We start from the raw sequence: 23,434 nt of genomic DNA, 5'->3' as shown, positions 1-23,434 counted from the left end.
AGAAACAATTTTGCCTTGCGTTATCTTATTTGACAAGCTTATTTAGCGAAGTTATCTATCTAGTATCATGATAATCAGATTAAGAAATCAGGATAAAATTGCTATTCATAATTCTTATGATGCACATAAGATTATGCAGCATATATTAAATCGTGATAAGGAAATAGACCTGACTAAAGAACATTTCTGGACTATCGCACTGGATATAAGAAAAATAATAGTCAATATAGAACTCCTTGGTATAGGCTCATCTTATAGGGTAGCTGTCCCGCTAAAGGATATCTTTTGTATACCTTATCAAAAAAAAGCAGCCACGCTTATCCTTATTCATAATCATCCTAGTGGTCGTTTCACACCATCAGAAACAGATATAGATTTTACAGATCACGTTACAAGAATAGGCGACATAGTGAATATACAAGTAGTAGACCATCTGATCCTAGGTGGCTACAGGGGTAAAACCAATCATTATTATAGCTTTAAGGATCAACATATCATGGAAGGGTTAGAATTAAGTACAAAATATTTACTTAAACCTGAGGCAGAAGCACTATTCATGAAACAAATTACTCAACTCAATAATATAATAGAACTTCAAAAAGAAAATAATAAGTTAATCTTTAAAAAAGGGGAAGAGGACAAATCCCTTGCTATAGCTAAGGCAATGATCCAAGAAGGTGAACCCATAGAAAAGATTATACGGTTTACAGGTTTATCTGAGCCTGACATACAACAGCTTTCTTAAATTAAGTATGTTGCTTTATTTTTGCTACTATTACAGGAGGGTTCACATTTTTAATACCGTTTATTTGTCTTAATGTATTAATCACATGAGTAAGAAAAAAAACAAGGAAAAGGATAAAAAAGAAGGAGCGGACAAACCTCACGACAGCGTTTTTAAAAATACTTTTTGTAATAAAGAAGCTATGCTAGATTTTCTGGCTTACAATCTACCTTCCGATCTATTTATTAAAATAGATCAAGAAAATTTAGAACTGACCAATAAAAGCTTTGTGGACCCAGTTGGAAGAAGAGGAGAGTCTGATTTAGTGTTCAAAACCAATATAAATGGGCAGGAAGGATACCTGTATATTCTTTGCGAGCATCAATCTATTGAAGATTCGTATATGCCCCTGCGTTTTATGGAGTATGTGCGACCCGCAAGTCGTGGTTTTGTGATGGTTCAATTCCATCTTCCCTAGACATCAGGGATAATGCATGTATCACACTTCAAAGCGTGGCAACCTCTGGGGTGCAAGCATGATACAAAAGTAGGTCAATCCAAACCTTATGGAGCATTCCTGCAAGCAGAGTTAAATATGATTACGCAAGGAACCTATGATTGAATTGTCGTTAATAATAAGTGTGAAAATAAGGTTGATACACATAAACCATAAGGTTTGAAGCAAAAGAGGAATCGAGGTTGTATTCACTCGATTATAGATGTTCTCATTTTCCGGCAAATAGTAGGAATCTAAGTTTAACGCGAAACAAAACCATGGAACGGGTTAACCACTTAAAAGTTCTTACTATTTCTTTTTTTTTTAAGAATAATAAGCAGGCAGCCAGCCGTAGGCTATTAAGTGGAAGGATTGTCTAAGAAGCTAATGTCTAAGGTAATGCTTAGGATACGCTGACGTAGGCACTTTGGTTTGGATGGTAAAGTTGCAAGTAGTAGTATATAAATAATGGACCAAGATAAAACTTGGTATAAATGGGATATAATTCCCTGGCGTAAGCTAGAGAAAAAAGTATTCAAGCTACAAAAGCGAATTTACCAAGCTGAAAAACGTAAGGATATCAAGAATGTACATAAACTTCAAAAACTATTACTTAATTCCATAAGTGCAAAATTGCTAGCAGTCAGAAGAGTAACTCAGGACAATAGAGGAAGAAAGAGCGCTGGTATTGATGGGAAAGCAAATCTTAACCAAGAAGAAAGAATAGAATTAGCCTATTCATTAGATATTAAGAGCTAAAGCACAACCATCCAGACGAGTTTGGATTCCCAAACCTGGGAAAAATGACAAAAGACCGTTAGGCATTATCACTATATCTGATAGAGCAAAACAAACACTTATGAAAATGGCCCTGGAACCAGAGTGGGAAGCAAAGTTTGCTCCAAACACTTATGGTTTTAGACCTGGGCGGTCATGTCATGATGCAATTGAAGCAATATTCATCACTATGGTCAAAAAAACTGCATATGTTTTAGACGCAGATATTGCTGAATGTTTTGATAAGATCGACCAAAACGTACTATTGGAAAAACTCAACACTACCCCCACCTTTAAAAGAATTATAAAAGGTTGGCTAAACGCTGGAGTAATGGAAGATAGAAAGTTTATATCCACACCACAAGGTACAATACAAGGTGGAACAATATCTCCACTCTTGGCCTGCGTGGCACTGCATGGATTGGAAGATCATATCAAGAAAGAGCTGAGCAAAGAACTTTTTCAGTTTATGAAAAAGAAAAGAGGGAAAGCATCATGTAAAGAAGCTCAACGATATATCAGTGTAATATTCTATGCTGATGACTTTGTTGTTATTCACGAGGATGAAGAAATCATTAAAAAGGCAAAGGTTATAGTCGAAACATGGTTAAAAACCATTGGTTTAGAACTAAAACCATCAAAGACGAAGATTTCACATACAGTAAAAGGCGACCAACCAGGATTTGACTTTCTAGGATTTAACATACGACATGTTCCAACAAAACACAATAAGAAAGGTTACAAGTTATCTATTAAACCAAGTCATAAATCCAGTAAACACCACAATCTAAAGATCAAACATAAGCTTAAGCAAATGCGAGGAATGACACAGGAAGTAGTAATAAAAGAACTCAATTCTATCATTAAAGGATGGAGTCAATATTATGCTTCTTCTATAGGATCAAAGAGGAACTTTAGCAGAATGGATGATCTGATGCATAAAAAACTTTGGAAATGGGCAATGTATAGACACCCCAACAAAGGGAAACGTTGGATTAAAAGACGATACTTCAAAAAGTATGGCAATGACAATTGGCGATTTATGACAAGTAATAAAATTACACTTATTAAGCATGGAGACCATGACATTAAAAAGCATGTCAAAGTGCAAGGAACCCGCTCACCATACGATGGTGATTGGATTTACTGGGGGAATCGTCTAAAGAAAATACCAGATAAGTCACCAAGAGTAATAAAACTATTGAATCTACAACAGGGTAAATGTGACTATTGCCAACTTTGGTTCAAACATGATGATATCTTAGAAATACATCATAGAGACCGAAACAGACGCAATAATACATACCAAAACCTATCTATGTTGCATGGACATTGTCATGATGAATTACACAGAAGGTGTGCATGACAGGCACCAAACCAGAGAGGAGCCGGATGATGGGAAACTATCACGTCCGGTTTTGAAGTCGAGTAGGGGAAGGAGACTTCCTCTGCTTAGATAACAACATTCAGCTAATACGCCAGCATTTAAAAGAAAAAGGTAATGTTCTTTTACCGGTCATATTAAATATCTGTATATATAATGGCCAAAAAGCATATAAAGGTTCAAATAGTTTATTATCAATGTTTTCTGATCCTGAGGAAGTGTTCAATTAACTGTGTCAGTTTCGGGCTTCACGTCAACTCAGATTTGACTCTTCCAGGAAAAAAGATGTCTATCTGAGATATGGTCAGTGCCCAGTTTCTGAGCGGCATAGTCCATTTATCCTCCATCTTCTTGATAGCGCAATATACTGATTTATACAAAGCATTGACACTGGTAAATGCCCCTTTTGTTTTGGTAAACTGTCTAATTTGTCTATGGAGGCTTTCTATTGGATTGGTCGTATAAATTAGCCTTCTGACAGGATCTGAATATTTAAAGTAACCAGACAAATGCTCCCAGTTGTTTTGCCAAGATTTGATAACCATTGGATACTTTTCTCCCCATTTTTCTTCTAATTCCAATAGATAATGTTCTGCAACTTCCTTATTTGAAGCTTGATATACTTGCTTTAAATCAGTTAAAAAACGTTTTACATCTTTGCTAGCTACATACTTGATGGAATTGCGTATCTGGTGTACTACACAGACCTGCACCTGTGCATTGGGAAAAGCGTTATTAATGGCTGCAGGGAAGCTTTTTAGTCCATCAACACAGGCAATAAGGATATCTTCTACACCCCTTGCCTTAAGCTCGTTGAGTACACCTAACCAGAAATTAGCTCCCTCACTTTCAGATAAATAGAAGCCTAACACTTCTTTTTTACCCTCTTGATCTATGCCTAATAAGGTATACAGACATTTACTTACACATTTCCCATCTTCTTTAACCTTAAAAAACATACCATCCATAAAAACTATGGGGTAGACCGATTGAAGAGGACGGTTACGCCATTCATTTATTACTGGCAATAAGCTATCTGTAATAGCCGATATTTCAGCAGCTGATACTTTATGATCATAGATTTCTTCAATATGAGCGGCTATAGACTTATAGCTCATACCACTAGAAAACATGCTTAAAATCTTGGTTTCCAGTTCAGGATGAAGATTTGTTTGACGCTTTTTAACTATTTGTGGATCGAAACTACCTGTTCTATCTCTAGGGGTTACCAAGTCAAAGGAACCAGAGCTTGTACGAAAAGTTTTACAACTTTTACCATTCCTTCGATTATTTACTATCCTCTCACTAGACAAATGATGGGCCATCTCACCTTCTAGACTCGCCTCTAGAAGCTTTTTTATCAGAGGGGTTAATGCCCCACCTTTGCCTGTCAATGGCTTACCTAAACGGATAGAGGACAAAATGTTTTCCTCCAAATCTTTATAATCTACTAAACCAACGTAATCATTGTTCATATGCTCTTCCATGTCTAAAAACCTTTAGTCGTTAATTATTTAATTTATAACTCTTTTAGGAATTGACACAGTTCATCGAACACTTCCTAAAATACCTACCTAGTTAGTTGGTTTAAGGCCTTTAAGCTGAGCAGTAGATAGGCCGGTTAGGCGTATGACTCTTTCTATCGATTCTCCTTCGGACAATAGGACTCTAGCTATTTCTAGCTTGCCCTCTAACTTTCCCTCTAGCTTGCCTTTTTCTTGGCCAATTTGGATACCCATTAGTTTCCCTTTTTTCTGACCAATTTGAACCCCTTCTTCCCTATATTTTTGTGCTATAGTTCTCATAATATCTTCTTTATCTTGTTCAGGTAAATGTTGATCGATGATTCTTTCTAAGTCTTTTTGTTTATCTTCAGGTAATTTGCTATCAGTGTACCATAAGAAATTTTTAATATGAATATAGCCTTTTTCTTTGTCAAGTAGAATATAAGGTTTAAAGTTTTGTAAAAATTCCTCCCATAGATTAAGAATATCTCGCTGATAGATATGTTTCATAACATATTCAAGCATTCCTAGATATTTCTTTTGCTTGATATCATCATCTGATATGGACTGTAAATCTACCAGTTTATAGTCTCCACCCATAAGCTGTTTAGCAAGCTTTGGACCACTAAATAATGCCCATAAATTCTTTGGTGCATTAAAGGGTCTACTACCATGGTAGAACAAAATGGGTACGATCAGAGGTAATTTGTCTTTATCTCTTTTTTTATGGCGCTCACATAAACGAAGCATATATTGCCACAATTTCAGTGCAATCCAGTAATTAGGTTTTACCTCTGCCTCTATAAGTATGTAGACAAATGCCTGGTCATTATCTTTCGTTCGTACCGAGTAGACTAGATCACTTAGGGATTTCCTGAGCTTATGCTCCACATAAGATTCTCTTTCAATAGTAATTCGGGTTAAATCTAACTTTCCTTTGACCTCTGATGGTAAATAATGGGCTAAAAACTCTTGAGCAGCCTCTTGTTGTGTTAGGATTTTCTTAACTAGTGCATCATGTTTTAGTCTGGTTGACATGTGTTATATGATTGATACCTAAGGAAAAAGAATTTAAACTTTATAAAATGGTGACTTGCGGATCGCACTGAAAAATGTGTGATGTAGTCATACTAATTTCTTCTTACGCATATAATTGTGGATTTCTTAACCGCTAAAGTAGATAAAAAACTTGTAAAAGAATTTATAAAGTTAAAATAGATTTAATATACGATATTAACTTGCATTTATATATTCTTTTTTATATGAATATAGCTTATATTATGCATATATTTCGTGCATATATTTCGTTATCAGTTAAAATTAATGCATTAAACTACACTTACCTAATACAGTCATATAAATTTAAGGTGTATATGCATATGACGCATAGCCATCTGTTAAGAAATGGAATAATCTATCAAATGAATCACCTAACGCTTACTAAATCAAAAAGATCAGATGTTAATGCATGCAAAAGATGACCACGAGAATACTTTCCTACATTGGGCAGCAGTCATTAATGATATAGGGCGCCTTAACAAACTACTTAAAATTGAAGGAATTGATGTGAATGCAAAAAATACATATGGAGATACCTCGTTACATTTTGCAGCATGTGAAGGTAATGTAGAACACATTCAAATGTTATTGACAATAAAAGAAATTAATGTCAATATTAAAAATAGAGATGGTGATACTGCACTACATTTGGCAGTATATGCAAAGCATTTAAATATTATTCAAATATTATTGGATCAACCTTTTATTAACGTAAATAGTAAAGATAAAGATGACTTGACGCCTCTTCATTTAGCAACCAATAATGGTGATGTAGAAACAGTTGAACTATTATTGAATACAATAGGTATTGATATAAATGCCAGAGATAAAGATGATAATACGCCTTTACATTTAGCGGCATACAGTGGAAAAATAGAAGTAGTACAACTGCTACTGGAGAACAAATTTATAAATATCAATGCAAAAAATAAATATAGCAGTACTGCATTGCATTTGGCAACTTGTCAGGCGTACTTAGAAGTGTCTAAAGTATTACTTAAAACAAAAGGCGTTAATGTACGCATTAAAAATCAGTATAACCAAACGCCTGTTGATATAGCCAAATGGTCTTTTTACCATGAATATGTTGATCAATTACGCCAGTCTTATGCATGGGAACAGCATGCACTATAAAATAACTGAGTTATGGTTAAAAAACACAATTTAGAAGACTTAAAAAGGTTCTCTTATAACCCTTTTTTAAACTATAAATCAGAAAAAATATTCGATGAATCTTTTATAAATGACCTTTCAAATACTGCTCGACATCTCATAAAGTACCTAATTTATAAGCAAGCATTTACAGAAGAAAAGTTCTTATTTAGAGTAAACGAATTTAATAGATTCATGAGATATATCAATATAGCGCATCCATCTGATGGGCTAGCGGAACTATGCACTAAAGCTTTATTAGCAAAAATTAAAGATGGAGACGTGTACTGGGTGAACAAAGCTCTATTTAATACAGGTGTCTTTGAACCGAAACATATGGTGTGTGTACGGACGGACGAAGATAGTCTTATTTGGTACCCCTGAAATATTATTACTCAATAACCTAAATCCGGTATTTATCTAGCTGATTTACAGTAACTTATAATACTTAATTGATTAATGTTTGTATCTAATGAAATGGTATTGTATTTGGTTTTATTGCAATATTATATAATATAATGATAATCAAAACCATTTATCTATAAGCCTTCTATTTAGTTCTATGTAAAGTAGATGCAATAATTCTTTATTAATGTTGATTATCAGATTAAAAAATCTGTAATCCTAAAGTCAGATTATCACAATTACTATATATCTTCTTAGATTTTATTCTTTTACTAACCTATTTTTCGTATTCATTCAGAGTTGTAATTTAAGTAATAATATAGTCCGTCCACTTCAGTTGAAAACCCCTTTGGAGAAATATTAAAAATTAGCAAGCATCACTTCTTACTTAAGTGCAATGCAAAAAAATTACATACTACCAAGAGGGTCATTTGCTATGCAAATAGGTTAATCATCTATGGTATGTTGTTTTTTTTAGCTTTACGTTTTCTAAGGAATTCATCTCTATACTTAACTGAATCTGGTCTACTTTCAATTTTTTTCCCTTTTAGAAACGCAGCTACAGCTTGATACAAGAACTCTTTTTGAGTCATGTTTTTCCAATAACAATAATCTTGAATCTTCTCTATCATAGAGACTGGTAAAACTGCAAGTATTTTTCGTGTCTCAATGCTTTTATCAGTATCAGTTGTATTACCTTGATCTTCTTCTTTCATTTTTTACTATGTTTGAACTGAAATTGAAGCAACCAGATCTAAGTCTGATTTAGAAATTGTTTCTTAGTATACAATCAACAAGCATGCCGTATATATATACATATAAATATAATCAAACATATTAATACTAACAAAGCGGTTTGGGGATACTCTGAACCAGAACCAGAATCATAGACTGATTTTAATTAATTCTTTGTAAGCTATCAAGTTGAGGTTCTCCCAATAGCCTCTCTAAACAGATTACAGTAGGTGTTTCGATTTATCTTTGAAAGTTAAGTCTTCAATACCTAAAGTTAAATCCTTAAAAAATACTTAATATCTTTTATAGATACATAATCTACTGAATTTCATAGAAAAACAATATATCTATATTAGTTGTTTTTAACAAGAATCTATAGTTTATCCAACTAGCTTTAGACTAAATTTTTTTAATAAAAATACTATTTAATATTTCTTAACCACCCTATCCTATTTCATAATAATCAGATAATCAATTTAAATAATCAGTTTGTTTCTTAAATACATACATATTTATATATATACATATGTATGTATATATATAAATATTTTTTATATTCGTTTTAAGTAAGGGATAGCTTCCAAACTAATATTAGATGCCATTTCATAAAAAAACCTAATACAAAATGAAAGAACAAGAGGATCAATATACTTCAACTGATACTGATAAAAGTATTGAGACACGAAAAGTACCAGCAGTGTTACCAACTAATATGATAGAGGAAATTCAGGATTATTGTTATTGTAAAAATATGACTCAAGATGAATTCTTTTATCAAGCTGTATACATTTTCCTTGAAAATAAGGAAGGTATAGACCAAATGAGAGAAAACATAGAATCCAAAAATATAGATTCATCTCATTATGACATCTCTTAATATACCCCTTTTAATGGTCGTGGCCTTTTTATTATTCACACTAGCCGTGGGATTTTATTTTAGTAGAAAAACAACCACCTTCCGAGAATATGCAGTAGGGAATAAACAGTTTGCTACAGCTACGTTAGTAGCTACAATGTTGGCTACTAATTTTGGTGGAGGAGGGTTGGTGCGTGAGGTAGAGAAAATCCATGATATCGGACTTTATTGGATAATATTTCTAATTTTCGATAGCAGTTTTTGCATTTGGATTATTAGTCGATTGGCAGTACGTATGAGACCATTTATGAAACACCTCTCTATGGCAGAGACCATAGGGCATGTATATGGTAAGTATCCAAGGATTATTACTGCTATATCTAATATTTGTCGATCTATTGTTAGTCTTTCCATCCAAATTGTTGTAATCTCTAAAACAATTAGTATCTGTGTAGGACCAGTTGACTCCGGAGAAATTACAATCCTCGCTACCTTAATTCTTATTGCTTATTCTGCTTTTGGGGGTATTCGTTCGGTTACCTTTACAGATGTATTGCAGTTTCTAACCTTTTCCATGATTATTCCTCTTTTAGCTTGGTTTGTTTTTATAAAAACAGAGATCCCCATATCAGAAGTTATTGCTTCTTTACAAAGACGGGGAAAATTTCAGTTTAGCACTGTATTGCATTTTGATACTAAGCTAGCAGCTATAGTTTCGCTGATTTTATCTGGCATAGTGTATTATATAAAACCTACAACTATCCAGAGATTATATATGGCTTCAGACCCACTTCAGGCCCAAAAAGTTTTCTCATATGGTAGTATTTTTAGTCTTCTTATAGAAGGTTGTATTATTCTAGTGGGTCTGTTTATTTTTGTTGGAACACCTGATTTACCAAAAGAAAAGATTTGGCCCTATATAATGCACAATATCCCCCCTACTTTTAAAGGTTGTTTTTCCATTAGTTTGCTAGCCATGTCTATGTCTACAGCTGATTCGTACTTAAATTCTTGTGCCGTTATGGTTAGTCATGATATTGTGGGAAGTATCCGAGGAGTAAAAAAAACTCTTTATATCTATCAAATACGGGTAGCTAGGCTGACTACTATAGTAATTGGCCTGTGTGCTATGTGTGTAGCTTTTTGGTGCAGGGATTTATTGAAATTAATGTTTCTAGCTATTGACTTTTCAATACCCATAGTAACTGCTCCTTTTATATTATCGGTTTTTGGTTTTCGAGGCACTTCTCGTACAGCCCTAATTGGTATGGCTACAGGTACACTAGCTATTTTAGTTTGGAGCAAATGGGTTGAACCACTTGATCCAGAGATAGGTATAGATGGTGCTTTCTCTTGTATGTTAGCCAATGGATTAGCCATGATGGCAGCCCATTATTTTCTCAAACAGCCAAAAGGTACAGGTTGGGTTAAGCCAGATAGCATATTTACACAAATTAAACAAGAAAATGCCCGTAAGCGCGCGGAACGAAGAGAAACAATTAAAAATGTTTGGGTAAATAGAAAGGTTATATTGGCTAATCTGGTACCCAGCCATACTACGATTGTATATATAGGATGCTATACTACCGTCACTAGTTTGCTAGCTTATTTTATAGAGCATATTACCCATCATGGTTCTTGGCTTATACTTCAACTCTTTGTATCTACTTGTTTTTTAGGTTATCCATTTATTTATGATATCTCGAAAAAGATAAGATTGATTCCAGCTTGGTCTATTGGCCTATGTTGGCTAATAGGCCTAACGCTTTATCTGCCTCTAAATTTATTTTGGCATTCGTGGAATGCGGAAAACTCCATCTTTACCACATCATTATCTTTAGCCCATTGCGCCGTAATCTTATGGGTATTGCCACTCTATCTAGGCATAGCAGGTTTAGTACTCACTTTATTAGTGGTTATTTATCCGACTTCTAATGGATTACCCTATCCAGTATTATGCTCATTACTCCCGACATTTATATTTATATTGATTATGTTTCTATTTACCATTATTATTTGTTTGAAAGTCAACCTAGGTAATTGTATGAAGCAAGTGCGCTACCTAAAAAATCAAGAAGAAATTAGAGCATCCCAACAACTCAAAGCATTCCTCTATGACGTGGCTCTCGTTCCCTCCAATGGAGCTGCTCCACCTAAAGGGTATGGCTTTATTTTAAACCAAGTAGTGCGTAAAGTTGAAGAATCTATCTCTTTTTTAGACAACCATACTCCACTTTTTAAAGAAGATCTTCAAAGTATTATTAATAAATTTTATGACTGGATCATCTATTTTAATAGAAGAGAAAAAGCTAAGGATCATGCACTACTACAACCTGATAAAATCACTTTAGAAAAGTTGATACGTAAGGTAGAGATTGCTTTATCTCAAGAAGTAGCTGCTCCACCTAAGCTGCTGGTAGAAACTACAAGTCTTCCTAATGGAGAACCATGTCTCGATATGGTATGCGATATCCATCAAGTAGTCTATTCATTGGTTAAGTCTATTTTACGAATTGGTAAGCTAGAGGGCCCAAATGTACCTATTATTAGCATACAACTGTATGCCACTTCTTTGCAATTTAAGCGAGCTGATCCTATTGATAGCAGCCATGCTGCCTTTATAGATTTTCAAGCTACTGCTTTAGTAATTAGCCAGGCTACTATTGATTCTGGTGCACTTCTTAAGGTAAAGGAGGTTTATAATGATACAATAGATGCTACAGAAGCTCAAGGCAAGAAAAAGGTACTACCATCCATAGATCTGGAGCAAGACACCATATCCACTATAGTGCGTGCCCATTATGGCTATTTGGAAGTTTCTATTGATAGCCAGCACCCTACTATGTTGCTCGTATTTCCTAGCAATGTTACGGATATTCTAGATAATATGACTGTCGAATTGCCTCTAGATTGTTTAACCTCAGAAGGACTAGCCACGCCTAAAGAGCAAGCTAATTCTATGATGGCATTAATGAGGTTCCATGACTATATTTGTAAAGCGTCTCATGCAGAGGATCCTATTGATATAAAAATCATTTCAGGGTTGCTTTTACTGTTAAGGCAGCATTTTGGATTTAAACGGCATGCTTCTGGTCAATTGTTTTATGTGCGTGCGGTAGGGATTACTGAATTAGTGATAGAATGGGTTTTTCACTCTCCTAAAGTGATTTATGCTTCTTTGCTCTATGAGCTTGTGCGCCATACTTGTTTACCTATTTCTTACATTAAAGAACATTATAATTTAGGTGTCTATGCCTTTGTGTTAAATGTAATAGGCATAGATAAGCGCCAAGACTTAGATCATCCTTCTTTGCTCTATGTGCAGAATCGATTGAAAGAGGCGATCAAGGAAGATCACGTACAACTTTCGGTCCTCTTTATTAAACTAGCTGAACGACTCTATGACCTACGCCACGCAGCAGGATATATTCATCTACAAGAAGTAGCGCATATGGCTAAAGAAACGTTAGCCATAGATGTTAGGTTAGCAAACGAATATTTGGGGCCAGAGATAGGAAAGCTATTAGAAAAAGCCGCTAAACAAGCGCTAGAGGATTGTAAAAATAAAGAAAATAGTAAAAGAAAGGATAAAGATAGTTAATACATTTTCCCTAAAAATTTGCTTAAATTATACACTTGTTTTGACCAATAGTGTCAATATAAGCAATCATCATTTTTTAAAAGGCCATTAACTTTCCTACACGCATAGTTTTCTTCTTTGCTAGTTGAGTGAAAAATTTGATCTTCAAGTTTACAACATAAAGGAGCTTTTCAAAACTCAATTTTTAACCCCTAATCTCCCACGCAGGTTATTAAGTAAGTAACTAACTAATTGAATGACTCAGACCAATATAGAACTAAATGAGCAGTTTATTAAAGCACTTGATCTTATGGAATCAAGTGCAAAAAATATTTTTATTACTGGTAAAGCAGGAACAGGGAAATCAACTTTATTAAAGCATTTTAGAGAAAATACCCAAAAGAAAATAGCAGTGCTTGCGCCTACAGGTACTGCTGCAGTAAATATTAAAGGGCAGACAATTCATTCATTTTTTAGGTTTAAACCTGATGTAACCCTTGAAGCCATCCAAACGACTAAAAAAAGTAAGAAAAAAGAGAATATATATAAAAATATAGATGCCATCATCATTGATGAAATTTCAATGGTTAGGGCTGACTTACTTGATTGTATAGATGGCTTTCTCCGCCTTAATGGTAGACAGGAAAGTGAGCCATTTGGAGGAATACAAATAATATGTATCGGTGATTTATATCAATTGCCACCAGTGGTACAAAGTCAAGAAAAATCAATCTTTCAATCACACTATCCTACCCCCTATTTCTTTAGCGCACATTGTTTCAAATCACTGGACCTTGAATTAATAGAACTTGATAAAATATACCGACAAAGTGATACAAAATTTATCGAGCTGTTAAACAATATTCGCAATAATTCTATAACGGACCGTGAAATAGCAATCATTAATGAGCGATATGATGCTGGCTTTGAGCCTTCTTTAGATGACTTTTATATCTATTTAACCACTACTAATGCAAATGCCCAAGCTATTAACGCTCAAAAATTAAAAGGTATCAAGCAGAAAGAGTTTACCTTTACTGGTATATTAGAAGGAGCGTTTGCAAAAGAACAACTACCTACACTTGTTGCATTAAAGTTAAAAGTTGGGGCGCAAGTAATGATGCTTAATAATGAGCCTAATGGCAAATTTATTAATGGCACTATTGGCAAAATCATAGATATTGATACAGATCATGCTACTCCTAAATTGGTCATTTTGCTTGAAACGGGAAAGAAGGTCAGTATTACTCCTTATACTTGGGAATCTTATAAATTTTACTTAGAGGGCAGTGCATTAAAATCAACTATTACGGGTACTTTTACGCAATATCCAGTCATGCTGGCATGGGCTATTACCATCCATAAAAGCCAAGGTAAAACCTTTGAAAAAGTAATCCTAGATATAGGAAACGGGACATTTGCACACGGTCAAATCTATGTTGCCCTTAGCAGATGCACCAGTTTAGAAGGCTTAGTACTAAAGAAACCAATTGCTAAAAAACATGTTTGGATGGATTTTAATGTTGTAAAATTTATAACAGATTATCAGTATAAAAAATATGATCTTTTATGTACTTTAGAGGATAAAATTAGCATAATAGAAAAAGCTATTCAACATAAAGCTACTATCCATATTACTTATTTAAAAGCAAAAGATGAAAAATCGAAAAGATCCATTACACCTATTGCTGTAGGAGAAATGGAATATTTGAATAAACCTTATATTGGTGTAAAGGCTTTTTGCTTAAAACGGCAAGAATATAGAGTATTTAGGGTAGATAGAATATTGGAGATTAGCCCGTAAAGGGTAACGTGCATAAGCACCACTAGTGGTCGAAGTCAAAATTTTGTATCTGTCGTACCTTTTTATTATCTGATCCCTTCATTATATGAACAAAAGTATCATTAACCAAGCTTACCATCAATTATTAAATGATTTAAAAACCAGTGTAGCCAGTGCTAAATATAAAGCCTCTCTGCATGTTAATAAAGCACTTGTTTCCCTATATCATCATATAGGCAGTCGTATCCTGCATACGCAAATGCAAGAACGATGGGGCACTGGTGTTATTGCTGAGTTGTCAAAGGATTTAAGAGCTGCTTTTCCAGAGATGAAAGGATTCAGCCCACAAAACCTCAAGTATATGCGAAAGTTTGCTCAAGCATATGATCAAGATGAAATTGGTCAACAAGCTGTTGACCAAATACCATGGGGCCATATTGTAGTCCTAATCTATTCTGGGCTTGATAAAATTCAACAAAGGTTTTACATAGAATGTACCATTAAAAATGGCTGGTCAAGAAATAGTTTGTCTATGCACATAGAAACCAATTTATATAAACGTCAGTCAGGTGCCATCACCAATTTTGATAAACAATTACCTCCCCCACACGCCGCCTTAGCCCAAGCTACCCTAAAGAATCCTTATTTATTCGATTTTCTAAGTCTTGGAGATGAAGCCCATGAAAGAGCATTAGAAAAAGGATTAGTTGCTCACATTGAAAAATTTCTACTTGAATTAGGTGAAGGATTTGCTTTCTTAGGTCGTCAATATCATATTCAAGTTGAAGAACAAGATTTTTATATAGACCTGTTATTTTACCATATCAAGCTTCGATCCTTTATAGTTATAGAGTTAAAATCTGGGGATTTTAAGCCTGAATATATAGGGAAGATGAATTTTTATCTTTCTGCTGTGGATGACTTATTACGCCACTCAAGCGATAATCCTTCTATTGGGTTAATTTTATGCCGATCCAAGGTCGGTGTTTTAGCAGAATACACCTTACGTGATATCAATAAACCTATAGGCCTCTCAACATACAGGCTTACTAAAAGCTTGCCTAAAAAATTACAAACAGTGCTTCCAACCATTGAGGAACTGGAAGCAGAACTTGCTAAGGATTTAGATGACATAGAAGATGATTGATCTCACATATCGCACCAGGAAATATTTTTATGCAAAATCTTAAAAGTCTATTACAGTAGACTTACGTTATAAACTAGAGTCGATCAATAGTTCATCATTGTAAGCAGATGTAGTCAGATTAAAATTTTAATCTGACTACATAAATAAATCTATAAAAGAGGCTGATAGTGTGTTATATAATATAAATACATTTCTGATATAAAATAATGTAGTCAAATAAATTGAGTATAATAGTTACATTTACCTTTACCTTTTATTAAAACCTAATTTATTGAAGTTATATAGTTAATCTAGCTGCTTCTGCTTACAAAATTCATTAAATATTCATAATCAATTTAAAAATATTTTTATGTAATCAGATTAAGGCAATAATCTGATTACATTTGAGACTATATGAGATATATATGGGTAATATAAATTGTTTGTGTAATAAAATTTTTTATTTGATTGAAAGGTAGTTGTGAAGTTATCCAAATTTATTTGTGTATGATGCAGAAATAGAAGGAACTAATGAATAAAATCGGGCTCTATTAAATATCAAGACGATAATTTTTAATTTTAGTTATTAATAATTAATTTTAAAATTGTAAACTGCAGGTGGATAATAAGCACAAAGCATTTGTTCACCTAATGAGATTATTTTATAGATAAATCAATTCAAGAGTCTAAAAATTTGTTGTATACATAATATTAATTATATAACAAAGTAGGGTATATTGATCACTAAATATTTAGTGCTAGATTTTAAATTTTAAGACATACCAAAAAAGTCAAGGCAAAACCTTTGAGAAAGTAATCTTAGATATAGGAAAAGGGACATTTGCACACGGTCAAATCTATGTTGCCTTTAGCATGTACAAGTTTAGAAGGATTGGTATTAAAGAAACAAATTGCTAAAAAGCATGTTTGGATGGATTTTAATGTTGTAAAATTTGTAACAAATTATCAGTCCTTTACAGAAGAAAAATTTCTATTTAATATAGAAGAATTTAATAGATCTATGAGATATATCAATATGCCTGATCGGTCTGATAGACTAGCGGAATTGTGCGCTAAAGAGTTATTAACAAAAACGAAAGAGGTAGACGTATCTTGGGTCAATAAAGACCTGTTTAACACCGGAGTGTTTGAACCGAAACATATGGCATGTATGGAAGAAGATAGCCCTATTAAACTAAAGCCTACACAAGATCCTGAATCTGAGAAGGAGATAAGCCAGTAGAGCTAATGCGTTCATAGAGTTCCTTATAGTGTGCCTGCGTAATAGAAAGTATCTATTTTTATAATAGAGCTATTTTCTTTTCTTGATAAGCTATAGTTTCCTTGAGCATGGTTAAGGATGCATCATCTGACTTAGGCAACATACTAAAAGACGCTAGCAAATTATTAAGACATCGTAAGTTGTTTTTTGAGCTGAGAAAGGAGTGTTTTTTGTTGATTTAAAGCCTGTATAATTTCTGAAGGCATTTTGTAAGGTTTAGGTTTCAGCTTTTCGCCATACAGCGAAATAAGTTTAGATACAAATAAATAGTACGTTCTAAAAACCTATTCCATCGTTCCGATTGAGTAAAGTAGGAATTTTTCCGATATACCACCTAGTTTCTAATTTGTCTTTCAGTCAACTTATTGGTGAGTGGAATATTTACCGATTCTTGGTAAAATTTCTATAGCATAGGTTATGAAACAAGAATTCTTTGATATAGCTATGCGTAAAAAAATCTATATAGATCTCCATGACTTGCAACAGGACTTAGATACCTGGTTAGATTATTACAATCAAGAGCGACCACATTCTGGAAAGTATTGTTACGGAAAAACACCTAGACAAACTTGGCAGGATAGTAAAAAATTAATCTTTGAAAAAAATAATAAAATCGCCTATCTTAAAAGCATGACTGACACATTAAACTTAACTGACAACTTTAGGCACTAAATTTTTACTGCCTGTCAGAGTAAATCTTAACTACTACAAGATAAATGATGCACTATTTCACCTTCTAAACTTGCCTATCAAAGCCTCTTTATCAGAGGGATCAAAGTACCATTTTTTCCTGTCAAAGGTTTACCTAAACGGATGGAGGATAAAATGTATTCATCAAAAACTTTGTAATCTACTAAGCTAACATATCCATTATTCATTGTTTCTTCGATGTCTAAAAAATTTAGTTAGTAATTATTTTAAATTATAACTTTTTATTCAAGTGCTGGTATTAGATACCGTTTTACACGTTCCGCCCCCCAGATCTTTAATTAAGATAATCCTATAACATAAACGTATGACACTTAAAAAGAGAGACCCTAAGAAAGTCCTACTCTAGATCTATACTTTTTTTATGTTTTTTAAAAATTCGTATCAATTGTTTCATTCTTTTATATTGCTGGCCTACTCCAATCCATCCTTTACCAGGTGGTTGAGGTAGTAAATAATGGGCAGCTATCATAGCTAATCCATTAGCCATGATGGAAATAACCCGATTGTTTATTCCTATTTCAGGTTCAACCCATGTTTCCCAAACCAGACCCACAAGTATGCCTGTAGCCATACCAATCAAAGCGGTACGAGCACTACTCCGAAAGCCAAAAACAGCTAGAATAAAAGGAGATGTTACTGTAACTGTAAATACAGAGGTAAGATAGCCAAAAACAAACTTACTTAATTCAAATAAATCAGGACAGCAAAGTGTTAGGATCATAGCCAATAGACCAACAACTAGTACAGTTAATTTAGCTAACCGAAGTTGGTGTATATAAGGGGCTGCTTTTAGCCATCGGATGGTTTCTACCATATCATGGCTGACCATGATGGCAGCAGTGTGTAAACAAGAATCAGCTGTAGACATGGTCATCCCTAGTAAACTAATCACCACAAACCCTTTATAAACAGCTGGCATATCAATTAGGATGTATGACCAAATCTCTGTTACTGGTAACATTGGATTCCCTACAAAAACAAGCAACCCAACCGATATGATACACCCCCATATGATAACGCTAAAAAGCGTTACACGCTTGAAAACCTTATGGACCTGAATCGGACTAGAAGACATATAGATTCTGTGTACAACTGATGGATTTAGAAAAAGAAAAGCCCCTAGACTATTTAGGATAATCTTCAAGAATTTTTTATCGAATTGGATCATATTACTGAATTGAAAATCTTCTTTCTTTCGCAGAAACAATATAACCCCTAAAAATGATTTGTCTGTTTTTACAAATAAAAACTTAATAAGAAGGGGAATAATAATGGTAAAGGTTGCAAACTGCAATATATCGGTAATCGTAATGGCACGCACACCACCAAGTATAGCATAAGCAATAAGAATTAAGGTTGCTGGAACGGTCACGATACGAGGGTCAATAGAATCTATACACATAACGATAGTAGAGGACATTACATTGATTTGAATAGAAACTATACCAATAGACCAACAAATACCTAATAAAGCAGTAATAGTCCTTGGATATTTACCATATACACTACCTATCGTTTCTGCCACAGAAAGGTGCGTCATAAATGGACCCATACGCAGACCTAGTAAACTGATTAGGCCAAAACTGATTGACCATGCAAAGAGAGAAATTATGTAATGCGTACCAATATTATAAACATTGGGTATACCACGCATCATAACGCCCCCTCCAAACGCAGTGGCTAATACCGTAACAACTAAAGTATTCGTGTGAAACTGCTTATTCCCCAAAGCATATTGGATAAATTTGTTTTCCTTTTTTCTAACGTACAAGGTACTAACATAAAGACCTAGAACTAGTGTCAATACCAAGAAGACCAATACCATTATAAGTGGAGTGTTATACAGTATCATATACAAGCAAAGATTTGATAACTTTTATTCGAATAGAGTACGAATTTTATTGTCCATCGCGCTATATATGGGATTATGGATAAGTTTAATAACTTACAGACAATCCCACATAATCTACTATAATTCTATATTTTTATAAATTCTTTTTTGTAACGTTTCTGTTGCAACTTCACATCTAACTACACCGAATCATCAGAGATCAGTGACTAGCATGCTACTTCTTAGCTCATTAATATTTCTTAATAACTCGTCTAGTTCTTTTTCATAATATTTTCCTGTTTTGGAGTATTGTGCCCTACTTGTTGGTGATACTGCTTCATCATTCCTTATTCTATTATTTCGATTTTTGCGATGTTTTGTTTTTTATGAATTGCATTTGTTTATTTTTATTTTATTTTTTTAGGTGGTTTGTACATTTGCTAGGTAGTATATAGATTAGATCCTATCTATATACAGGCTTAAGCAGTGTTTATATAAAGTATGCATAATACTAGCTAGTAAGATTTTAGCATTGGCCTAGCACAATGTGGGCAATCTTAAAAGAGCAAGGAAAGGGTGCTTATTTAGCCAGATGGCGTCATAAGGGGAGGTTATACCATTAGCCCGTTATGCCTGCTTCAGGCCACAAGATAATTTCTTGATTCAGTAAGAAATAGCTCCCCATTATAGGTTGCCACTTTACTCAAGACACCCAATTGCCCTATCGGTGATCAACCGTACCAAAAACAAGAAAAACTCCTAAAAGTAGAAAAAGTTACCCTTGAAAAAAGCTGTGGCAAGAACGTTTGCTCTACGAGCGAACAAAAAAACTTAACTCAAGGGCTCTAGAGCACCCAATAATGGATAATAAGTAAATTTTTATAATTATCCAAATAATATCCATTCAGCTGTATAATCCAGCTATTCCAAATGATATTTTTTTTGCAGCAAATTATATAGCTATTGCATTTCCTGTTAACAGTGCCTATTATATAACTGTGATGTAACAAACTACCATCATTATGGTACATAATAGATATATAACAACCCATCAGCAGTGGAATCGTATCGCCCAAAGGTGTATTACCTTACTGGGTTGCTTCTATTTGTGTACTGCACCGTCTTGTGATCTATATAAGTTAAAAAATAATTCCAAGCTATTTGTTCCTTATAATCATAACTTGCCTTATAATGATAAAAGAGAAAAGCTGATTTCAAAGGATGAGAATTTTATTGAAGAACAGCTTCAAAATGCGTTACAAGGTGATACAGATGCGGTAAATAAATTGGCACAAAAAGGGAAACACATAGATACACAAGCGTTACCTAAACCTGGATCTGTCCAGGTTTCTATTATAAGCAATAATAAAGGAAGCAACGCATTAGTACTCGAGTATGCACGTCAGGGTAAATTATCACATACAAAACAACCAGAAAACGAATCCATTACTTTAATGGTGAACGCTTTAGCAGATCCAACAACACTACCGCCTGCCTATAAAGACGCCACCACACTACCTTGCTACATCAAGCAAATACAAGCTGAAGGATATAACACATTGATTAAACTATTAAAGCAATTAGTTGGATATGGCGTAGATTTATGTCAGCAGAATAGATGGGGAGAAACACCGCTTACAGAAGTAATACAACATGGAGATGATCGAAATCGGATAGAGCTTATCGAGATGCTTCTAAAAGCTGGTGCCTCACCTAATGAGATAAACCGTAAGCAACAAGTCCCTCTTGGCATGGTCAATCAGATTAAAAAGGCTGAAGACCGAGCAAAAATCGTTAAGCTATTGATCGACTATGACGCCAATCCGCTGCTGGCTCAAATGGATCAAACTACCCAAGCATATGTTCGAGAGATGGTCATAGGCCAGCTAGAAAAAATGAATCTAGCTTTACGATCTCCCACTTTTCATAAAACTTTAACCCAATTGGATACAAAGCTGTCATTATTTTTTAACCAGAAGTATCCTAGGTCTAATACGGTATTAGCTAAAAAGGAAGATCAAACTTGTGTAGTTTGTGCTAAAAAAGAGACAGAGGTCACTACGATTCGCCTTCCTTCATGTGGCCATTATATGCATGGATCCTGTCTGGCGCAATCATTGATTGATATGAAATCTAAAGGAAGGATCAAATGGATGCCCAAGCCTTCCTACTTATATATACATCTTTGTCCCTGCTGCAAGCAAGATATAGCACGCGCATTTATAAAAGATTTAAATCAATTTTACGAGGGTATAAAATTGGAACATAGGACCTTGACCCTCGCCCTGCGTATAGCCTTTGCCATCCCATGTGCAACCGTTATCCCTGGTGGATTCTTAATTTTGGCTGGGTTATTTTGGCCAACCGAATAGATAAACTCATTACTGAGCTGAATCGTTGGCTTGCTAGTTGCGTGGCTAAACAGCGCCAAAAATATGTACAATTTGAGTAGACAGATGGGTATAAACCATTTTTGCATGGCCATTACGTTCTAAATAATAATATGCCTGCATCAATTGTGTAACCATTTCTTTCAATTGATGTATGGTCACAGTAAGGCCAAATTTTTTACAAAACGTTGCTTCACCAGTTGGTTGTATGTGTAAAAGCGGGTAGCCCAACTTGGCTAATAAAATGACCCTGATCAGTTGTAGTGCGTAAGCAAAAAAAGCTTTTTGTGCATCAGAAGATAGTTTGTAAAATGCTTCAGAATACCCCACCAATTTAATCAAATCACCCCTATAACAACTACGCATCCAATGGCTAAACTGCTCAAAATGGGCTTCAACATCTTGCTCAACCAATTGAAAAGCTTTATATAGATTCCCTTCGGCTAAGCAGGCTATTGCTTTGCATCGATCCGCATCTAATGCCTTATGCTTACTGCATAAAAGCTGTTGAATAGCTGCTTCTGAACAAGGGGGAATCGTATGCTGTTGGCTTCGGGACCTAATGGTGGATATGACTTGATCACTATTAGAACTGACCAACAAAAAAACAGTATCTACGGGGGGCTCTTCTAAGGTTTTCAACAGTGCGTTAGCTGCTGTATGATGCAAATATTCTGGCAGCCATATACAGACGATTTTATAGGGGCCAATAAAAGGTTTTAAGCTAAGTTGTTGGTTAATGGAACTGGCATCTCTCCTACTAATCTGACACTGGTTACCATCATAATGCATGGCACTAGACCATTCCTCCAGGGTTAAAAAAGGATTTTCCTTAAGACAATTACGAAATGCTTCTAAATAAGCTGATGGTGCTTCCAAAACAGCACCACTTGATTTTTTAGGAAATACCAACTGCACGTCTGGATGGGTAAATTGCGCCATGTTGATACAAGAAAAACAACGGCCACAAGCATCCGCTTCCTGACGGGAACTGCAATTTAAATAAGTCGCAAAGGCTAATGCTAAAGCAAGATTCGCAGAACCAACAGGACCTACAAAAAGCTGCGCATGCGCTACCCTACCTGTAAGCGCCATGTTTATTAAAGTGTTTTTAAAAACATGGTGCTCAGGTATCTCTGCAAATTGCATGGCAAGTAATAAATTTAATGAATACGTTCAGGCAATAGCCTCCACTTAAGGGTCGACCCATTTTAAAATTTAAGCCATAGAGTATGGTGACTGCCGCCTAAAGGCATTAGGCGCTTATTGATTTGCTAGAGCAGCTGTATTTTTCTTTTTATATTTTTGATTGAAACGTTCAATCCTACCTGCTGTATCTACAAAAATTTTCTTCCCTGTATAAAAAGGATGTGACACATAACTAACCTCCACTTTGAATAAAGGATATGTTTTTTTATCCTCCCACTCAATGGTTTCTGAGGTAGATATGGTAGAGCGGGTCATAAACTTAGCACCACTAGAAGTATCTAAAAAAACAACTGGCCTATATGCTGGATGAATCTCTTTTTTCATAAGTATATTAAATGGTATAATGCTTTCTATAGAACTATCTACTAATTTAAGAAAGTTTCTTGGTTTTTTATATATCTACCCATAAAACGCAAACCATATAGCGAA

19 protein-coding genes and 2 pseudogenes are annotated in these 23,434 nt (G+C 34.5%); 14 read left to right on the top strand and 7 right to left on the bottom strand.

The window, feature by feature from the left end; translation table 11 throughout:
• The first annotated feature begins 67 nt into the window (after window positions 1-67).
• From CE557_RS00940 to CE557_RS00925, 5 genes are all read left to right on the top strand, one after another.
• A complete protein-coding gene (locus CE557_RS00940; protein WP_114909760.1) occupies window positions 68-745 on the top strand; it encodes a JAB domain-containing protein in 678 nt (225 codons plus the stop codon).
• A gap of 85 nt (window positions 746-830) precedes the next feature.
• Window positions 831-1,202, top strand: a complete 372-nt coding sequence (locus CE557_RS00935; protein WP_114909759.1) for an Rpn family recombination-promoting nuclease/putative transposase — start codon at window positions 831-833, stop codon at window positions 1,200-1,202.
• A gap of 486 nt (window positions 1,203-1,688) precedes the next feature.
• Window positions 1,689-1,979 (top strand): reverse transcriptase N-terminal domain-containing protein, encoded by a 291-nt coding sequence (locus CE557_RS05135; protein ID WP_223245908.1) that lies wholly within the window; start codon window positions 1,689-1,691, stop codon window positions 1,977-1,979.
• Window positions 1,966-3,363 (top strand): reverse transcriptase domain-containing protein, encoded by a 1,398-nt coding sequence (locus CE557_RS00930; RefSeq protein WP_317048467.1) that lies wholly within the window; start codon window positions 1,966-1,968, stop codon window positions 3,361-3,363. Before CE557_RS05135 ends, CE557_RS00930 begins: the two co-directional genes overlap by 14 nt.
• A 98-nt stretch (window positions 3,364-3,461) precedes the next feature.
• Window positions 3,462-3,611 (top strand): Rpn family recombination-promoting nuclease/putative transposase, encoded by a 150-nt coding sequence (locus tag CE557_RS00925; RefSeq protein ID WP_114910460.1) that lies wholly within the window; start codon window positions 3,462-3,464, stop codon window positions 3,609-3,611.
• Between the two features lie 18 nt (window positions 3,612-3,629).
• Here the strand turns inward: CE557_RS00925 and CE557_RS00920 are convergent, their stop codons facing one another.
• Together CE557_RS00920 and CE557_RS00915 are read right to left on the bottom strand one after the other, a co-directional pair.
• Window positions 3,630-4,856: an IS256 family transposase gene (locus tag CE557_RS00920; protein WP_162790027.1), complete on the bottom strand. Its 1,227-nt coding sequence runs from the start codon at window positions 4,854-4,856 to the stop codon at window positions 3,630-3,632.
• A 99-nt stretch (window positions 4,857-4,955) separates the two neighbouring features.
• Entirely contained in the window at window positions 4,956-5,924 is a 969-nt protein-coding gene (locus CE557_RS00915; RefSeq protein ID WP_114909758.1) for an Rpn family recombination-promoting nuclease/putative transposase, read from the bottom strand.
• Between the two features lie 426 nt (window positions 5,925-6,350).
• Between CE557_RS00915 and CE557_RS00910 the strand changes: the two genes are divergently transcribed.
• Both CE557_RS00910 and CE557_RS00905 read left to right on the top strand, forming a co-directional pair.
• Window positions 6,351-7,079 (top strand): ankyrin repeat domain-containing protein, encoded by a 729-nt coding sequence (locus CE557_RS00910; protein WP_162789909.1) that lies wholly within the window; start codon window positions 6,351-6,353, stop codon window positions 7,077-7,079.
• Between the two features lie 12 nt (window positions 7,080-7,091).
• Window positions 7,092-7,481, top strand: a complete 390-nt coding sequence (locus CE557_RS00905) for a hypothetical protein (protein WP_114909756.1) — start codon at window positions 7,092-7,094, stop codon at window positions 7,479-7,481.
• Window positions 7,482-7,957: 476 nt separating this feature from the next.
• On the opposite strand, the gene CE557_RS00900 is transcribed toward CE557_RS00905, so the two are convergent.
• Window positions 7,958-8,218 (bottom strand): hypothetical protein, encoded by a 261-nt coding sequence (locus CE557_RS00900; protein ID WP_114909755.1) that lies wholly within the window; start codon window positions 8,216-8,218, stop codon window positions 7,958-7,960.
• Between the two features lie 644 nt (window positions 8,219-8,862).
• On the opposite strand from CE557_RS00900, the gene CE557_RS00895 reads away from it, so the two are divergent.
• From CE557_RS00895 to CE557_RS00870, 6 genes and pseudogenes are all read left to right on the top strand, one after another.
• The gene (locus tag CE557_RS00895) at window positions 8,863-9,114 is read left to right on the top strand and encodes a hypothetical protein (protein WP_114909754.1); all 252 of its coding nucleotides are present in this window, start codon (window positions 8,863-8,865) and stop codon (window positions 9,112-9,114) included.
• Window positions 9,101-12,694: a sodium:solute symporter family transporter gene (locus tag CE557_RS00890; protein ID WP_114909753.1), complete on the top strand. Its 3,594-nt coding sequence runs from the start codon at window positions 9,101-9,103 to the stop codon at window positions 12,692-12,694. Before CE557_RS00895 ends, CE557_RS00890 begins: the two co-directional genes overlap by 14 nt.
• Window positions 12,695-12,929: 235 nt before the next feature.
• Complete coding sequence (locus CE557_RS00885; RefSeq protein ID WP_114909752.1) at window positions 12,930-14,477, top strand: AAA family ATPase; 1,548 nt, start codon at window positions 12,930-12,932, stop codon at window positions 14,475-14,477.
• Between the two features lie 85 nt (window positions 14,478-14,562).
• Entirely contained in the window at window positions 14,563-15,603 is a 1,041-nt protein-coding gene (locus CE557_RS00880; protein WP_114909751.1) for a PDDEXK nuclease domain-containing protein, read from the top strand.
• 838 nt (window positions 15,604-16,441) lie between these two features.
• Entirely contained in the window at window positions 16,442-16,825 is a 384-nt protein-coding gene (locus tag CE557_RS05095; protein WP_191239814.1) for a hypothetical protein, read from the top strand.
• Between the two features lie 456 nt (window positions 16,826-17,281).
• A pseudogene (locus tag CE557_RS00870) lies at window positions 17,282-17,536 on the top strand (integrase core domain-containing protein); the annotation flags it as partial.
• A gap of 80 nt (window positions 17,537-17,616) precedes the next feature.
• On the opposite strand, the pseudogene CE557_RS05260 reads toward CE557_RS00870, so the two are convergent.
• Both CE557_RS05260 and CE557_RS00865 read right to left on the bottom strand, forming a co-directional pair.
• Window positions 17,617-17,754, bottom strand: a pseudogene (locus CE557_RS05260) (IS256 family transposase); the annotation flags it as partial.
• Window positions 17,755-17,912: 158 nt separating this feature from the next.
• The gene (locus CE557_RS00865; RefSeq protein WP_114909750.1) at window positions 17,913-19,427 is read right to left on the bottom strand and encodes a sodium:solute symporter family protein; all 1,515 of its coding nucleotides are present in this window, start codon (window positions 19,425-19,427) and stop codon (window positions 17,913-17,915) included.
• Between the two features lie 1,001 nt (window positions 19,428-20,428).
• Here CE557_RS00865 and CE557_RS00860 point away from each other — a divergent pair.
• Window positions 20,429-21,778 carry an ankyrin repeat domain-containing RING finger protein gene (locus tag CE557_RS00860; protein ID WP_114909749.1) on the top strand — a complete coding sequence of 450 codons (1,350 nt, stop codon included), beginning with the start codon at window positions 20,429-20,431 and terminating at the stop codon, window positions 21,776-21,778.
• 45 nt (window positions 21,779-21,823) lie between these two features.
• Here the strand turns inward: CE557_RS00860 and CE557_RS00855 are convergent, their stop codons facing one another.
• Both CE557_RS00855 and CE557_RS00850 read right to left on the bottom strand, forming a co-directional pair.
• Window positions 21,824-22,945 carry a DNA polymerase III subunit gene (locus CE557_RS00855; protein ID WP_114909748.1) on the bottom strand — a complete coding sequence of 374 codons (1,122 nt, stop codon included), beginning with the start codon at window positions 22,943-22,945 and terminating at the stop codon, window positions 21,824-21,826.
• Window positions 22,946-23,059: 114 nt separating this feature from the next.
• On the bottom strand, window positions 23,060-23,329 hold the full coding sequence (locus CE557_RS00850; RefSeq protein WP_114909747.1) for a type B 50S ribosomal protein L31: 270 nt from the start codon (window positions 23,327-23,329) through the stop codon (window positions 23,060-23,062).
• Window positions 23,330-23,434: the final 105 nt, after the last annotated feature.

The sequence above is a fragment of the Cardinium endosymbiont of Sogatella furcifera genome (genome assembly GCF_003351905.1).
Taxonomy (GTDB): domain Bacteria; phylum Bacteroidota; class Bacteroidia; order Cytophagales; family Amoebophilaceae; genus Cardinium.
Note: the sequence above shows the minus strand (reverse complement) of the source record. Positions and strands in the feature narration are given on the sequence as shown.

Bases quoted from the DNA above. Each gene is read 5' to 3' on its own strand.
- CE557_RS00940 (WP_114909760.1), top strand. From the start codon at position 68: ATGATAATCAGATTAAGAAATCAGGATAAAATTGCTATTCATAATTCT.
- CE557_RS00935 (WP_114909759.1), top strand. From the start codon at position 831: ATGAGTAAGAAAAAAAACAAGGAAAAGGATAAAAAAGAAGGAGCGGAC.
- CE557_RS05135 (WP_223245908.1), top strand. From the start codon at position 1,689: ATGGACCAAGATAAAACTTGGTATAAATGGGATATAATTCCCTGGCGT.
- CE557_RS00920 (WP_162790027.1), bottom strand. From the start codon at position 4,856: ATGAACAATGATTACGTTGGTTTAGTAGATTATAAAGATTTGGAGGAA.
- CE557_RS00915 (WP_114909758.1), bottom strand. From the start codon at position 5,924: ATGTCAACCAGACTAAAACATGATGCACTAGTTAAGAAAATCCTAACA.
- CE557_RS00910 (WP_162789909.1), top strand. From the start codon at position 6,351: ATGCATGCAAAAGATGACCACGAGAATACTTTCCTACATTGGGCAGCA.
- CE557_RS00905 (WP_114909756.1), top strand. From the start codon at position 7,092: ATGGTTAAAAAACACAATTTAGAAGACTTAAAAAGGTTCTCTTATAAC.
- CE557_RS00900 (WP_114909755.1), bottom strand. From the start codon at position 8,218: ATGAAAGAAGAAGATCAAGGTAATACAACTGATACTGATAAAAGCATT.
- CE557_RS00895 (WP_114909754.1), top strand. From the start codon at position 8,863: ATGAAAGAACAAGAGGATCAATATACTTCAACTGATACTGATAAAAGT.
- CE557_RS00890 (WP_114909753.1), top strand. From the start codon at position 9,101: ATGACATCTCTTAATATACCCCTTTTAATGGTCGTGGCCTTTTTATTA.
- CE557_RS00885 (WP_114909752.1), top strand. From the start codon at position 12,930: ATGACTCAGACCAATATAGAACTAAATGAGCAGTTTATTAAAGCACTT.
- CE557_RS00880 (WP_114909751.1), top strand. From the start codon at position 14,563: ATGAACAAAAGTATCATTAACCAAGCTTACCATCAATTATTAAATGAT.
- CE557_RS05095 (WP_191239814.1), top strand. From the start codon at position 16,442: ATGTTGCCTTTAGCATGTACAAGTTTAGAAGGATTGGTATTAAAGAAA.
- CE557_RS00865 (WP_114909750.1), bottom strand. From the start codon at position 19,427: ATGATACTGTATAACACTCCACTTATAATGGTATTGGTCTTCTTGGTA.
- CE557_RS00860 (WP_114909749.1), top strand. From the start codon at position 20,429: ATGGTACATAATAGATATATAACAACCCATCAGCAGTGGAATCGTATC.
- CE557_RS00855 (WP_114909748.1), bottom strand. From the start codon at position 22,945: ATGCAATTTGCAGAGATACCTGAGCACCATGTTTTTAAAAACACTTTA.
- CE557_RS00850 (WP_114909747.1), bottom strand. From the start codon at position 23,329: ATGAAAAAAGAGATTCATCCAGCATATAGGCCAGTTGTTTTTTTAGAT.